Raw genomic sequence first — 15,386 nt, forward strand, 5'->3', positions numbered from 1 at the left:
TCTCCGTACCAAGCTATGTAGGTTTATTTTAAGACGGTGAAAAGAGTCTCTTCCGGCAATCGGGATTTTGGCAAACGGGCATTAAAATCACCCTCATCGTGATAACCCAACGCCACCAGGGCCACGGCGGCATAACCTCGATTAATAAGATCAAACTCTTCATTCAACACCTGTAAATCCACCCCTTCAATCGGCACCGCGTCAACACCCAATACGCCCGCTCCTAACAGAACGGTGCCGATATTCAGATACACCTGTTTCTGCATCCAACTCTGGGTATCGCCGAGCGTTTTACGATGCAGATCGGCATAAAAGGTGCGCACCTTGATGGCCATCTCTTTGGCTTCTGGGGTTGGAAAACGGCCGTCCTGATCTTCCTGATCGGTGATTTGCTGAATATAACCATCATCCATCTCGGTTTTGGCACAAAACAGAATCACATGTGATGCATCGAGTATCTTAGGCTCATTGGCACTGTACACACCCTGCGCCGCTTTGCTGAAACGCTTTTTACCTTCCTCACTGTCCGTAATGACAAAATGCCACGGCTGAGAATTCACACTGGATGGACTTAATCGCAGCAACCCTTTGATCTGTTCAAACACCTCATCCGGAATGCGTTTGCCGGCATCAAATTTTTTGGTCGCATAACGGCTTTTGGCGGCTTCAATTAAATTCATCAGTCCTCTCCTCTCAATCCAATTTTGTGTCTCTCTATGATAATGGAGTCGTTTCACTGCGAAAAGAGGCGCGAGGTAAAACCATGTCAAAAAATAAAAATCCGCATTCCAAGCTCACACCATGTGCGGAGAGGGGAAAGATAAACCAAACAGGCCTGCTCATTATTCAAGGTGTCTGAACGGGAAGCTAATTCACGGTTCGGTTACCCGTTGCCTTAACCTGATACATGGACTGATCCGCCATACGAATCAGTTTCTGGACATCTTGTGCATCTTTAGGGTAAACACTGAAGCCGATACTTGCGGAAACGTTCAGTTTCAAATCATCCACCACAATAACGGGCCGAATCGCTTGGTAAATCTTATCAATGACCCTTTGCAAGTGATCCTCATGTTTCAAATCCTTGATCACCGCCAAAAACTCATCTCCCGACAAACGCCCAACCAGGTCGTTTCGTCTCAGTGCCTGTCGAATGCGCAGCCCACTCTGTTTCAGCACTTCGTCTCCTACCTGGTGACCAAAGCTGTCGTTAATCGGTTTAAATTCGTTCAAATCAATAAACAGCACCGCCAATCGACTCTGATGACGTTTGGCATCCGCCAGCGCCTCTCTCAACAAGCTTAGAACCAAAGCGCGATTTGGCAAACCGGTCAAGTCATCGTAATGCGCCGCCTGATAGAGTTTCTCTTCCATTTCTTTTTCGGCGGTAATGTCTCTGGCCATACAGATCACGTGTTTGTGATTTTTATCTTCGGTTTCAATCGGCATATTGGCCCAGTTGCACAGCAGTTCATGGCCGTCTTTACGAATATTCAGGTTTTCCGAATAAGTGGTTTGATTGCTCTTCCAGGCAGAGGTAATCATGGCGTCAACCGAACCCGCGCGATGTTTAGGTACGAGCAGGTCGAGCGCATTCTGCCCCACCGCTTCTTCAGCACTGTATAAAAAAGTATTCTCGGCCTCACGATTCCAGTTATGAATAACGCCTTTTTGATCGACTTCCATCAAGCTGATCGGCGCATTTAAAAACAGGGTTTCAAACTGTTTTCTACGCAGATTGGCCAAACGATAAAGTCGATAAAAAATGGCGGCCATCAGCATCACCACCAGCAGAACGGCCAGTGCCCAGTAAAACTGTTGTTTTAACTGCTGGTAGGCGTGCTCCTTATCCAACTGATAAAGCATGCCGTCCACCTTAAACGTTTCCGGCAGCAGCCCCAATTGAACGTAGGCATGGGCCATAGATTGCCAACGTCCGGGATTGATATAACCGATCTCAACGAAATCCGGCTCCATCAACACTGACATCTTTTCTGCTTCATAACGTAAGTGCGCGCGAGTTTTGCGCTGCGAATACTTGGAGACAATCAGATCAATCATCTCTTCCGGATGGCGTATGGCATATTTCCAGCCTTTAAGAGAGGCCTGTCGAAAAGCGTCAACCAGCTGGGGATCTCGATCTATCAACGACTGAGTGGTAAACAGGTTATCGCCGTAAAAATCAATGCCGCTCATCGACGGACGAAAGAGCTGATAGTCAACACCTCGGTTTTCAAAATCAAACGTCTCATCGGTAGTGTAGATTGACATCGCTTCGACCTTACCATCGATCAAGTCCTGAGTATGATGGCTGTGTTCAACCAATCTCAAACGCTCAAGTTCAATGCCCTCATTTTTCAGGTAAGCAAACAGTTCTGACGAGTTGGGTTCGATCATCAGTGTCTGACTGGCAAGCTGGTGGATATTGGCAATCCCGGAAGCTTTCAAAGTCGCCAGTGCCAGCGGTGAATGCTGCATAATCGCCGCCAGAACCACAACTGGATCGCCATGATAATAATTCACCATCAACTCACTGGTGCCGACCCCGAATTCCGCTTCTCCAGCCAATACAGCCTGAATCGAATCCGTACCCACATCCGCCTCAACGAGGGAGACATCCAATCCGGCATCCCGGTAAAATCCTTTTTCCAGCGCTGCGTAATAACCGGCAAATTGAAATTGATGCTGCCATTTCAACTGCAGCTTTACCGGTTTGAGCGCCGCCGGAGAGGCATATACACAAACACCCAGCAACCAGCCCGCAAACAAGATCGACAGTTTAATGAGGCGCATCACACTCACACTCTCCAATGTCCTCATTCCAAATATCCGGTCGCTGCTCAATAAAACGGGCCATTAATTGCATGCATCGCGGATCGTTCAATTCCACCACTTTAACGCCTGCGTCGCGCAACCAATCTAGATGGCCGGCAAAATTCGTCGACTCTCCAACCACAACGGTGCCGATATTGAACTGACGAATCAAGCCGGAACAATACCAGCAAGGCGCCAGGGTCGTCACTAGAATTTTGTCGCGATACGTTTTTTGACGCCCTGCTTTACGAAAGGCATCCGTTTCACCATGAATGGAGGGATCCTCTTCCTGAACGCGTCGGTTTCGGCCCACGCTCAGCAGGTTGCCCTCGGCACCAAAAAGCGCCGCCCCTACCGGAACACCACCTTCTTCAAAACCCAGTTGGGCCTGCTCCAATGCGGGTTCAAGCAGAGCCGCAAAATTTATTAATCCACTCACCATCAATAACTTATAACATTAGGACATTCTTATAATAAGGGCTACATTTAGCCATAAATATTCTTAACAATCAAATAAGTAATAGTTTGTACTAATGAAATCTGTTTATAAACAAATGTTTGAATAAAAAGCCATTTACCAGTAACCGTTATGGTTCTAGCGATCACTATCCTGAACCGTAACCAATAACGGATAAGAAGAGGGCTTCGAAAAAACCGGACAAAATAAACCGAACAGGCCTGTTCGGTTGTGCGAAAGGGTGCGCCTTAGTGTAAGGCTCTACTTCAGACTTCCATCATTTCGATACTCATTCTGGAATGCCTGTTTGCGGTCATGAAGAAAATCCGCAAACGACCATGCTGTTGATTCCAGACAGGAAACGAACTCGGGGCGAACAAGGTAGGTCTCTGCCAACAGGATTTTGCCATCGGCGAGTTCAACCTCAACCGGATGGCGCATATACACCTCCCCTTCATAGTGATCCAAACGCGTCCATGCCCGCTCAGAGACATCAAGATAAACAACGCCTTCAACCCGAGCGCTTTCATGTGGCACCATACCGGGGTAATACTCGCCTTTCACACGCAAGCGAGTAAACCCCGATACCCAGCCTGAAACTGGCTGAAGCGGTTCACCACAGACTTCATCCATAATGTCTTGACACATCAAAGTTCCGTAGGTGAAACAGGGGATCATGGGGTATTGTCTGTCTTTACTGGTATTCGAACGAATTATAAACTGAACAGGCCTGGTCAGTTATCTGAAGAATCAAGCAATTCTATCCTATCGAACAGAAAAGACTATACTAAATGCTCACAAATTAACGTCTTTACAAAATTCTCATCAAAACTGCTGCTCAATACATCATCCAGCCAAACCGGCTGAGGCTGATACTCTTCAAAGAAGGCAAATCCCACTTTATACTCATCGCCAAATCGCGCCAACATAAATTTGAACTTATTGCCGTTACTATTGTTCTGCATCACACAGGAACCATTGTCAGCGATTTCAAATTTAATCGAAACCTGGTCATTGTTTTGCAAATATTGCTCTATTTCAGAGGTAATCAGTTTATGTAAATCGTTGTAAGTTTCGATCACCGTTTTCTCCCGCAATGCCTAATATCAACGGGAATTATTATCGGCTATTTATGAAAAAATCGGCGGCTGAATTGAAAGGAAATCCCTATACAATCCATAGAACATCTCAATAGATTAGAGCGTCACCTAGCCTATATCGATAACACTTCACCTATTCAAAAGGCACCGTGCATCTCGACACACCCCACTAATCCGGCCAAACGCGATGGCATGGCATGGCGGTGATCGTTTCCCGCTCATGAATCGTTTTTTGCGTTTGCGTGTTTACCAAAGCGGTACTTGCTGTGGTTGCAGGCGTCACTTGTTTTGGGTTAGCCTTTGCGCGGCGTACGCTATTGGCTAATTTTGAACCGGTCGTGCTTCTTGGTTTTGCGGTTGTCATAAAACCTCCTCGATAATGTCGTCTATTTCTTGTGCCGCCGACTGTCCGCGCTTGCCGATGCAATAAACGCTCAACCCTTCTATGGCCGCATTACGATAGATGGCCCGGCGACGAACCCCGCCCTGCAGCGCAGGAATATCAAATTCCTCCAACGCCTCTTTCATGGCGGTAGACAAAGCACTTCTTGGCTCCAACTGATTCACCACAATATAGGGTTTGAGTGATCGATTACGGATTCTGGCGTGCTCAACCGCATCCGTAATCCGGATACTCGCCCATAAATCCACCGGGGACGGTAAAACGGGAATCAAAACCGATTCCGACACACTCAAAGCGGACTGCATCACCCCGGTTTCTAAGGTGGGCGGACAATCAATCACAATAAAATCGTAATCCTCGGCAAAACGCCCTACTTCCCGTGACAACTGACCGCCGACCGAAATCACCGAAACCGGAAACGGCTTATCGTTCGAAGACGATCGGCTCCAATGACTCGCCGACCCCTGTGGATCGGCGTCAATCAACAACGCCCGCCCCCGCTGCGCCAAGCCTGCGGCAAAGTTCATGCTCAAGGTCGTTTTACCGGTTCCGCCCTTTTGGTTGGCAATAGAAAAAATACGTGCAGACATCACCCTTCCAAACTATTCAAAAATACAAATACGCGCGGCTTTTAAGCCAAGCCGTCTAAAAGATTTAAGTATTGCAGATTGAAAGAGGTTTAACGGAGTTCTTCCAGTTGAATATCCAATCCTGCGGCGGGGAAAGTGAGAAGAATTCCTATGAATGTCACGATGGCATAACAGAGACCATATCGATTGAGAGACTCAAAAGACCACTAAACAAAGAGATAAGAGGATAAGAGCAAACAATAAAAATAACAAACCCGCGCTTTCAGGCACGGGGCTTCAATATAAAAAAATTTTACAATTCGCCTTTTATTGCAGGCTGCACTGGGTTAACAATGATCCTTATTCTGACCCTGCTGAAATCTTAGGAATGAGGAGCGTATCCACGTGGGCACCAGTTGATTTAATTTTGAAAAAAGCCATATCTCTATCGAGACGTTCGGCCTGTTCACTCATGCTGTCGGCGGCGGCGGCAGTCTCCTCTACCAAAGCGGCGTTTTGTTGGGTCACACCATCGATTTGGCTGACCGCTTTATGCACCTGGTCGATTCCTTCCATTTGTTCACTGGAGGCTTGTTCGATCTGTTCAACCACCTTCACAACGCCATCAATCGATTGATTGATAGCCGACAGCACCTCACTGGATTCAGATGCCAGCTTCGTCCCTTGATCTATACGCTCAACACTTTCCGAAATTAAGGTGCTAATTTCCTTAGCCGCATCGGCTGACTTTTGAGAAAGGGAGCGAACTTCACCGGCTACAACGGCAAAACCACGTCCATGTTCCCCGGCTCGGGCTGCTTCAACCGCCGCATTGAGCGCCAATAAGTTAGTTTGGAATGCAATACCATCAATCAAGGTAACAATGTCGGAAATTTTATGGCTGGACTCTTGAATCGCATTCATGGCTTCAATGGTTTGTCCCATTACTTTAGATCCGGTATTGGACTGGCCTTGCACTGTACGCACCACCTGTGCGGCCTCTTTAGCATACTGTGCATTATTTTTGACACTGGAAGTAATTTCTTCCATTGTGGCGGAGGTTTCTTCAATGGCGGCAGCCTGCTCCTGTACACGCGAGCTTAAATCCATCGCTCCTTGTGCAACTTCTTGGGCCCCCTGAGAGACAATCTGCGAAGCTTGGGTGGTTTCATTAATAACAGCCGACAGTTTCGCGACGGTGTTATTAACCGTCTGTTTAAAGTCACCCAATTGGCCTTTGTAATCTCCATTGACTGTTTTGGTTAGATTACCCTGCTCAATTTCCATCAAAACACTCATGGCTTCATTCAGCGGCTGCACTATACCAGAAAGAATGTGGTTAACGCCGTCTATCATCTGTTTCCAGTCGCCTTCAAACTTATCGGCATCAGCGGATTTACTAAGCTCCCCATTGGCAACGGCCTGGACCAACATATTGGTATCATCGGCAATCGCTTTGAGGTTACCGCGCACGGTCTCAATCGTTTCGTTGATAAACGCTTTTTTGCCCGGCAGTTTTTCGATATCGGCATCAAAGTTGCCATTACCAAAAGACTCAAATACGGCAATGGCTTTTTTCTTGACATTAATATGTTCACGGACCATGTCATTGATTGCGGCCGCCATTTTTTGATAATCGCCTTGGAATTTACCTTCATCTACCACAACATCAATATCACCGGCACTGTGTTCTGCGGACATATGATGCATGTCATGCAAAAGCAATTGAATGGTATCTTGCATGCGTTTCATCGAATTTAACAGCTGGCCCGTTTCATCCTTTGCATCACTCTCAATCGTATTAGAGAAATCGCCTGCTGCAATGGCATTGGCGGCGTGGATGGTTTTTTGTAGCTGTCTGGAAATATTTCTCGGAATGGAGTAACCAAGCCATAGCGCACCGAGCAGGATCAGACCGATGATGACAAGAGCGATGGTTTTGAATTGATCCAATTGCTGTGCCAGGTGTTCGCGCATTTCTACGGATTTTAATAAGGCCGCTTCTCCCGCTTTATCAAGATTGTCACGCAGTGCCGAAAACCTCTGTTCTTCTTCCTTGCGTAAAGCTGCAATCTCTTTTTGATCGGCTTGACCAATCGCTGCAACCAACCTGTCCGATTGATTTTTCCAGGCCTCAAAGTCAGACTTGAATCCCTCTGACTTAGCCAGCACATCAGGGTAATCCTGCATGTTTTGCGTATATTTAGCATAGCGATCCGAAACCTGTTGGGCATTTTCAAGTCGCGAAGCCTCATTTTTCTCTGCTGAACCATAGTGAGCCAATAAGTTTAGCTCTGCCACTTTTGCCTGATAAAGATCGCGATCCGCATTGAGCGTAAGTGAAATGGATTGAACAAACTTATCCGCCTGCAACTTGATTGAATGCTCCTGCATTTTTAGCATCCAGTAAGCGGCTACTAGCACAATGACCATTGAAATCGCCAATGTCACCGTAGGAATTGAACTTTTGATTCGAATACTATTCATTTTTTGGTTGTTAAACATAATTGATGCCCTTAATTTTGACGGGCATTTTACGCTAAAAATGCCCCACCATACATTGAATCGTTTTCTTTACCAATCAATTGGACTGATGCCATTTCAGGGCAAAGTTATTAAATCCACACCTTTGGGCGTAAGCGCAGGACAAACGGCTAAAGTTCTCATTCTGATTCTATGCAATTGAATAAAATCGCATTAACAACAAACATTTTTGAGCAGGCACGACCATCTCCGCATATTAAAACGGTGATGGTTTTTCGCTTTTACGTTGCTGCTTGTTTTCGTACATGCGGATATCAGCCAAGTGTTTCAAATCCGAGGTGTTGGCCGCCTCATGCATAAAGGCCGAACCCGCGCTGACGCCAGAATGATCAAAACCGAGTCGATGCATTTCCTCAATAACGCTTTCTATGAGTTTCTGCACCCTGTAGGTATTACCATCCGGACAGGTTACCGCAAATTCGTCACCGCCTATCCGATAAATAGTGCCCTTAGCTCCTAACCCCTGCTTCATCAGTTTGGCAAACACGGTTAGCATCTCATCGCCCTTCGCATGCCCAAAACGGTCGTTGTAAAACTTCAGGTTGTCCATATCAATGTAGGTTAAAGAGGCGCTTTGTCCGAATGACGCCAATTCCATTTCCAGTGCATAACGATTTGGAATATCGGTAACGGCATCGGTATGAGCCATTTTTTTACTGTGATCGAGGCGAAGCAGTATTCTCATGCGCTCACGGTAAAGCTCACCAACCTGATAGGTGAGCACCAGTGCAAGCAGAATCACCTCCATCGCAATGGCCGCCAGACCATAGTGTTCAACATAGATGGTATTTGAACTCAAGCGCGTCGGTATCGTCGCCATACTGGCAAAAGCAATAAAGCTCACTAGAGCAACCAGGTACAAACGCGCCACAATACTCCCCTGCATTGAACGGATCACCCCTGCCACTAACCCATACAGCAGAAACCCCCATACGCCAAAACGCGCCATCTCATTAATCCAGTGAGGCGACAGCATGGCAAACAGCGCAAATACCGCCAGCAATGACAGCATCACGACACCCATGGCGTAGAGCTTTTTATTTTTTGCCGGATGAATCTCCAAAAGCCGCATCACAAAGAGCACATAAATGAAATTGGAAAACAGGATAGGGAAAGAAACCAGATAAAAGTTATGCCAGTTAAAGAGTTGCGCCAGAACCTGGTGTGCACCGGCATTAAACAGCAGGTTAGAGAAAATGAAAAGCGCATAAAGAATCTCGGTATTACGCGAGCGTGCAAAAGAGAGCGCTCCATAATAGATCCCCATAGAGAGAAAGATGCCAAGCCCGACCAACACAACGGCATTCCCCAGTTTGATCTCCTGCTGGTAAGCGTCGAGCGTATTAATATAGGGAACTGGCTGGGCGATAAAATAAGGCGAAGACACTTCCGCCAGCAACTGATAGTGCCCGGCGTTTAAATGAAAGGTGCGCCCGTGGCGAAGAAAAAACGGGTTGGGTTCAGGGCTCCCAATCCCTCCGGAAGCACTGGCGATCAGGTTGTTCTGCGGATCGTAAAGATAAAAGGAAAAGCGGTCTATCGCCGAGGTGTTTTTGAAATCGACCACATAAAAGCCATCCTGATCAATACGGATCTCTTCAGCATAAAGATAATGGCCGCCAACCAACGAAATATCCTTTACCTTTTTCAGCTTGGTTCGCAACTCCGGCTGCTCAGGATCAAAATATTGGCCCTCTTCAATACTATACAGTTGCCAAGCCATATTTTCGGCTTGCGCATAGGCTTGACTAGACAACACAAGGCCGATTAACCAAAGAGTAAACAGCAGTGCCTTGTAGGTTCCAAAATCTCTGGCGTGGTACATTTCTACCCCTTAAGCAAATTGGGAACAGCAAAACGCTATTCCCTAGGCATATCAGCCTGCCATACATCTATCGGAATTGAGCGGCCTCAATTTAAGCAAAAATAACAGGTGATTACTATTTTTTCTAATCAACAATCGTTATGGCAGAAAAAACGAACAGGCCTGTTCAGTTTTAAAATTCGATTTTATTTCATCGCTCTGCGCCCATTGCTCTGAGCTCTTTCATCAAGAAAGCTGTGCCGATCTCTATCTTAAACAGATGGCAGTTAAGCAGATTTCGGAGCCTATAAACCGGAAATAGCCGCGAGGATTGACAGGTAATCCAATATCGGGAAAAAAAACCTTTAAAATACACCAAGTTCCGTTTTATTCTGAACCTGATTATTCCAACCCAACAAGTGTACCCAACCATGGCGTTACCAAAGCGCTGCCACTGGTTTTACCAATTGAGACCCAATGAAATTTACCGAACTTGGCTTAAATGCCCACATCACCAAAGCTGTCAGTAACACTGGCTACACCACCCCTACTCCAATCCAGGCCCAGGCGATCCCTGCTATTCTGGATGGCCATGACCTCATGGCAGCCGCGCAGACAGGCACCGGCAAAACCGCGGCTTTTACCCTGCCATTGCTCGAAAGACTCTCGCAAGGCCGCAAAGCCAAATCCAATCAGGCCCGCGCCCTCATCCTCACACCAACGCGAGAGCTTGCCCTTCAAGTGAGTGAGAGTGTTGAAACCTATGGTCAAGAGCTGTCTTTAAGTTCCACCGTTGTTTACGGCGGCGTCAAAATCAATCCGCAAATGATGCGCCTGCGCAAAGGCGTCGACATACTGGTGGCTACGCCTGGCAGATTGCTTGATCTTTATCAGCAAAACGCCGTGCGCTTTGATCACCTGGAAATGCTTGTGCTGGATGAAGCTGATCGCATGTTGGATATGGGCTTTATTCGCGACATCAAAAAAATTCTGACATTACTGCCTAAACAGCGCCAGAACCTGCTGTTCTCGGCCACCTTTTCCAACGAGATTCGTGAACTGGCCAAAGGGCTGGTGCATAACCCGGTGGAAATTTCGGTCACGCCCAAAAACTCCACCGCTGAAACCGTAAAACAGAAAATCTATCCGGTCGATAAAGCGCAAAAAACCAAATTACTGATTCAACTGATGAAAGACCAGGCCTGGTATCAGGTGCTCGTTTTCACCCGAACCAAGCATGGCGCCAACCGGCTTGCTACCCAATTAGACAAAAGCGGCATTAAGGCGAGCGCGATTCATGGCAACAAAAGCCAAAACGCCCGGGTGCGCGCCTTGAATGAATTTAAAGGCAATAAACTGCAAGTGCTGGTGGCCACGGACATCGCCGCACGCGGCATTGATATCGACCAGCTGCCTCACGTGGTCAATTTCGATCTGCCGCACGTGTCCGAAGACTATGTTCACCGCATCGGCCGCACAGGACGTGCCGGAGAAAGCGGCGAAGCCGTGTCACTGGTGTGTGCTGAAGAATTCAAAGAGCTGGTCAGTATTGAGAATCTGATTAATCAGATTCTGCCAAGAGAGATCGTTGCAGGCTTTGAACCGCACAACCCTTTAGGCGAATCCAAACTCGGTCTGAAAAAAAAGAAACCGAAAAAGCCTAAAAAGCCGAAAGTATTTGCAGAAAAGTCGGCTGAACAAAAGGCCACTGCAAAAGAAAACACTGAAAAGCCTGCCAACAAGCGGCCGCCACGCCATCGCCAAAAACCACCAGGACACCCCCCTCGTAGACGAAGCCGAAAACTGCAGACTTCAGGCCGTGATAACAGCAATCGTCAAAACTAGATAGTCCAACCAGGTTATGGAGCTCATTCCACAACCTGGCGTATGCCTGTCCATTCAACCCTCTCGACCCTATTGATAAATAGAGCATTTTTCTTATAAAAATCAGCGTAAGATGGATAAACCTCAACCTTATGATTAGAATGGAAAAATGTTCGTACTATCTCAATAGTGCCCCAGACTTCCCCATGAAGAAGGAGACAGCCCATGCCAACCGAGACGACTCCCCTATTTCAACCCGTAAAACTGGGTGATCTATCCATTCCGAACCGCTTTGTTATGGCACCGCTCACACGCTGCCGAGCTCTCCATCACCTTCCCAATGAGCTGATGGCAGAATACTACTCACAACGGGCAAGCGCCGGATTGATCATCAGTGAATGCACCATGGTCACACCGCAAACCTCAGCATTTGGCAACGATCCCGGCATTTACAGCCAGGAACAGATTGACGGCTGGAAAAAGACAACCGAAGCGGTTCACAACGCAGGGGGACGAATATTCTTGCAAATCTGGCATGCTGGCCGAGCCGCGCATCCTCTGCTCAATAACGGTAAAGATGCGGTCAGCGCAAGCGCGATTGCCATTGAAGGTGAAACACACACACCAGAAGGCAAAAAACCCTACACCGTCCCCCATGAACTGACCCAAGAAGAGATTTCCAGTATTGTGGAAGATTTTCGTAGAGCCGCTGCCAACGCCATTGCTGCGGGCTTTGACGGGATTGAAGTCCACGGAGCCAATGGTTATCTCATTGACCAGTTTCTGCGAGACGGTTCCAACCAGCGCACTGACGAATACGGCGGTTCTTTAGCAAACCGGGCGCGCTTCCTGACCGAGATCCTAACGGCTGTCACCAATGAAATCGGCAGCCAACGCGTCGGCCTTCGCCTGTCGCCACTCAACAGCTTTAATGATATGAAAGACAGCGATCCGGAAAGTTGGATCCGCTATCTGGCAGAGCATTTGAATCAGTTTGATCTAGCCTACCTTCATGTAATGCGCGCCGATTTCTTCGGCATACAACAAGCGGATGTCATTCCCATTGCCCGTGAGCACTACAAAGGGCATTTGATGGTAAACATGGGGTATTCTCCGGAAGAAGCCGCTCAAGTCATCGCCAATAATATGGCCGATTCAGTGGCATTCGGCACTGGATTCCTGGCCAATCCGGACCTGCCGGCAAAAGTCAAAGCAGGAGCCGAACTAAATGAGCCCGATCCTGATACGTTCTATACATCAGGACCCGAAGGCTATACCGACTACCCATTTATGGAACTTTAATCAAAAATAAAGGCAGACGGATCAAACCGTCGAAAACCTGCCTCGTCAATAACGCTTAAATCCAACTAAGCTTATAAAAAACCCACGTTTTTGGGCGTGGGTTTTCAATAATAGGCCGGTTTATTTGTCTCCCTCAACGCTGAGGCTTAATTTTTGGTAAATACCCAATGCTACAATCGAAATTGAGGAAACAAAAATAAGGGCCGCAGGATAGAGCAAAAGCTCCAAATTCTCTGTCCCCGCCTTAAATATGTAGACCAGCCCTTCAATACTCACCGCAATTGAAATGATGACGATGATTTTGGTGACCGTCTTACGCGCTTCTTTAGGGTCACGAAGCTCTTTGTCTTGAAACACTTCTTCTTCAATCATGTATTGCGCAACATCAATGATTGCAGCCGCAATAATAATAGCGCCGACAGACTGCAGTATTAACGGTATAAAGGCTTCCTTGCTCTCAAACATAAGGTTTGAAAAAATCTCATAAACCGACCAGCCAATGGTCACCAACGCTATTAATATGAGTATTAAAGCGGCTAAAAAATGAATGGCCGTTAGAAATTTATTACTGATATTTTCCATGTTCATCCTTCTTCATTATGATGAGTTTTCGCATAACAATAGGGGTGAGGGAGAATGAATATCCAAACCATAGTCTTGCATATCCAGACTCATCTTAATGACCGCTAAGAACATCAGAACGGTATCTTTAAAATAAAAAACCCGCGTTCTAAGCCAACACTTAGCGCGGGTTTCATTTAAGCAAAAACAAGTAATGATTACTATTTTTTCTTCTTCGGAGGCATCAGGTCAGTAATCGTCCCTTCGGCCATCTCTGCGGCGAAGCAGATGGTTTCCGATAACGTTGGGTGAGGATGGATGGTCAGACCGATGTCTTGCATATCCGCGCCCATTTCAATCGCCAGCATGGCTTCAGCTACCAATTCACCGGCGTTTGGCCCGACAATACCGCAACCTAGCAGACGATGGGTTTCAGCACAGAACAACGCTTTGGTCATCCCTTCGTCACGTCCCAAACTCAAGCTGCGTCCGGAAGCGGCCCATGGGAAAGCGCCTTTCTCGTACGCCACACCTTCGGCTTTAAGCTGTTCTTCCGTTTTACCGGCCCAAGCCACTTCCGGATCGGTATAAGCCACCGATGGAATGCCCATTGGGGTAAACGCGGATGGCATGCCGTTAATGACTTCTGCCGCCACTTTCCCTTCGTGAACCGCTTTGTGCGCCAGCATTGGCTGCCCCACGATGTCACCGATGGCGTAGATGTGATCGACATTGGTTTTCTGACGTTCGTCGACTTCAATGAAGCCCCAGTCGTTAACGATGACACCGGCCTTTTCAGCGTCGATCAGTTTACCGTTTGGCGTACGCCCTACCGCGACCAAAATACGGTCGAAGGTATCGGTTTCCGGGCAGTCTTTGCCTTCAAAGGTCACCACCAGTCCATCTTCCTTGGCTTCCACATTGGTCACCTTGGATTTCAGATAGATGTTCTCGTATTTCTTTTTGATCTTTTTCAGTAACGGCTTGGAGATGTCTTTATCCGCACCCGGAATGATGGTGTCGCCCAATTCCACCACTGTAATACTGGCACCCAGTGAATCATATACCTGCGCCATTTCCAAGCCGATGATACCACCACCGATCACCAACATGCGCTTTGGAATCTCTTCCAGCTCAAGGGCATCGGTTGAGTCCATGACGCGCGGATCGTCATGCGGAATAAACGGCAGTTTCACCACACGTGAACCGGCGGCGATAATGGCGTTGTCAAAGGAGATGGTTTTAGTCCCACCATCAGCCAACTCAACCGTTACCGTATGAGACGAGCTGAACTTACCGTAACCCTGCACCACTTCAACTTTACGCGCTTTGGCCAGGCCTGCCAGACCGCCGGTCAGTTTACCGATTACAGAATCTTTGTAGGCACGCATTTTGTTGACGTCAATTTCCGGCTCTTGGAAAGTGATACCGTGCGCCCCCATTTCACGGGTTTCGTTCAATACCACCGACATGTGCAACAACGCTTTAGACGGAATACAGCCGACGTTCAAGCACACCCCACCGATGTTTTCATAACGCTCGATCATGACCACTTTTTTGCCCAAATCCGCCGCACGGAAAGCGGCCGTATAACCACCAGGACCGGAGCCCAAAACCAACACTTCACAGTGCATGTCGGCTTCAATCCCTTCCGCCGAAACGGCTTTTGGGGCGTCAACCGCTTTCTCATCTTCAGCCGGAGCGGCAGTGGCGGCCACGCTTTCTTCCACATTGGCACTGACGGATTCGACATCGGCAATTTCCATGCTGCCGACGATCGTCCCTTCAGAAACCTTATCACCGATAGCAATGTTCATCGCTACAATTTTACCAGCGTGCGGCGCTGGAATTTCCATGGTCGCTTTGTCCGATTCCAACGTCAAAATGGAGTCGTCCTGAATCACTTCGTCACCGGCGTTCACCAACACTTCGATGACGTCTACTTCGGCGAAATCGCCAATATCAGGAATTTTGATATCTACAATACTGCTCATTGATACGACTCCGG

General features: G+C 47.6%; 13 protein-coding genes. 2 read left to right on the forward strand and 11 right to left on the reverse strand.

The genetic code is table 11. The annotated features are described in order from the left end of the window. Positions 1–23 precede the first annotated feature (23 nt). The 9 genes from nfsB to QCB44_RS05385 form a co-directional block, all read right to left on the reverse strand. A complete protein-coding gene (nfsB, locus tag QCB44_RS05345; RefSeq protein WP_279408380.1) occupies positions 24–680 on the reverse strand; it encodes an oxygen-insensitive NAD(P)H nitroreductase in 657 nt (218 codons plus the stop codon). 187 nt (positions 681–867) lie between these two features. Then, the gene (locus QCB44_RS05350) at positions 868–2,793 is read right to left on the reverse strand and encodes a diguanylate cyclase (RefSeq protein ID WP_279409192.1); all 1,926 of its coding nucleotides are present in this window, start codon (positions 2,791–2,793) and stop codon (positions 868–870) included. Further along, positions 2,780–3,253 carry a nucleoside deaminase gene (locus QCB44_RS05355; protein WP_279408382.1) on the reverse strand — a complete coding sequence of 158 codons (474 nt, stop codon included), beginning with the start codon at positions 3,251–3,253 and terminating at the stop codon, positions 2,780–2,782. The genes QCB44_RS05350 and QCB44_RS05355 overlap by 14 nt, the downstream gene beginning before the upstream one ends. Before the next feature lie 279 nt (positions 3,254–3,532). Next, positions 3,533–3,949, reverse strand: a complete 417-nt coding sequence (locus QCB44_RS05360) for a gamma-glutamylcyclotransferase (RefSeq protein ID WP_279408384.1) — start codon at positions 3,947–3,949, stop codon at positions 3,533–3,535. A gap of 104 nt (positions 3,950–4,053) precedes the next feature. Further along, complete coding sequence (locus tag QCB44_RS05365) at positions 4,054–4,353, reverse strand: hypothetical protein (RefSeq protein WP_279408385.1); 300 nt, start codon at positions 4,351–4,353, stop codon at positions 4,054–4,056. Between the two features lie 187 nt (positions 4,354–4,540). Next, positions 4,541–4,735: a hypothetical protein gene (locus tag QCB44_RS05370; protein WP_279408386.1), complete on the reverse strand. Its 195-nt coding sequence runs from the start codon at positions 4,733–4,735 to the stop codon at positions 4,541–4,543. Next, positions 4,732–5,364, reverse strand: a complete 633-nt coding sequence (gene parA, locus QCB44_RS05375; RefSeq protein ID WP_279408388.1) for a ParA family partition ATPase — start codon at positions 5,362–5,364, stop codon at positions 4,732–4,734. The genes QCB44_RS05370 and parA overlap by 4 nt, the downstream gene beginning before the upstream one ends. Before the next feature lie 339 nt (positions 5,365–5,703). Continuing rightward, entirely contained in the window at positions 5,704–7,830 is a 2,127-nt protein-coding gene (locus tag QCB44_RS05380) for a methyl-accepting chemotaxis protein (RefSeq protein ID WP_279408390.1), read from the reverse strand. 253 nt (positions 7,831–8,083) lie between these two features. Next, the gene (locus tag QCB44_RS05385) at positions 8,084–9,712 is read right to left on the reverse strand and encodes a GGDEF domain-containing protein (protein ID WP_279408392.1); all 1,629 of its coding nucleotides are present in this window, start codon (positions 9,710–9,712) and stop codon (positions 8,084–8,086) included. A gap of 456 nt (positions 9,713–10,168) precedes the next feature. On the opposite strand from QCB44_RS05385, the gene QCB44_RS05390 reads away from it, so the two are divergent. Continuing rightward, a complete protein-coding gene (locus tag QCB44_RS05390) occupies positions 10,169–11,536 on the forward strand; it encodes a DEAD/DEAH box helicase (RefSeq protein WP_279408393.1) in 1,368 nt (455 codons plus the stop codon). Between the two features lie 204 nt (positions 11,537–11,740). Beyond that, complete coding sequence (locus QCB44_RS05395; protein ID WP_279408396.1) at positions 11,741–12,817, forward strand: alkene reductase; 1,077 nt, start codon at positions 11,741–11,743, stop codon at positions 12,815–12,817. A 120-nt stretch (positions 12,818–12,937) separates the two neighbouring features. Here the strand turns inward: QCB44_RS05395 and QCB44_RS05400 are convergent, their stop codons facing one another. Both QCB44_RS05400 and lpdA read right to left on the reverse strand, forming a co-directional pair. Further along, positions 12,938–13,399, reverse strand: a complete 462-nt coding sequence (locus QCB44_RS05400) for a hypothetical protein (protein ID WP_279408397.1) — start codon at positions 13,397–13,399, stop codon at positions 12,938–12,940. 200 nt (positions 13,400–13,599) lie between these two features. Beyond that, positions 13,600–15,372 carry a dihydrolipoyl dehydrogenase gene (lpdA, locus tag QCB44_RS05405; protein WP_279408399.1) on the reverse strand — a complete coding sequence of 591 codons (1,773 nt, stop codon included), beginning with the start codon at positions 15,370–15,372 and terminating at the stop codon, positions 13,600–13,602. Between the last annotated feature and the right edge of the window lie 14 nt (positions 15,373–15,386).

Source organism: Thiomicrorhabdus sp. zzn3 (genome assembly GCF_029767755.1).
Lineage (GTDB): Bacteria > Pseudomonadota > Gammaproteobacteria > Thiomicrospirales > Thiomicrospiraceae > Thiomicrorhabdus.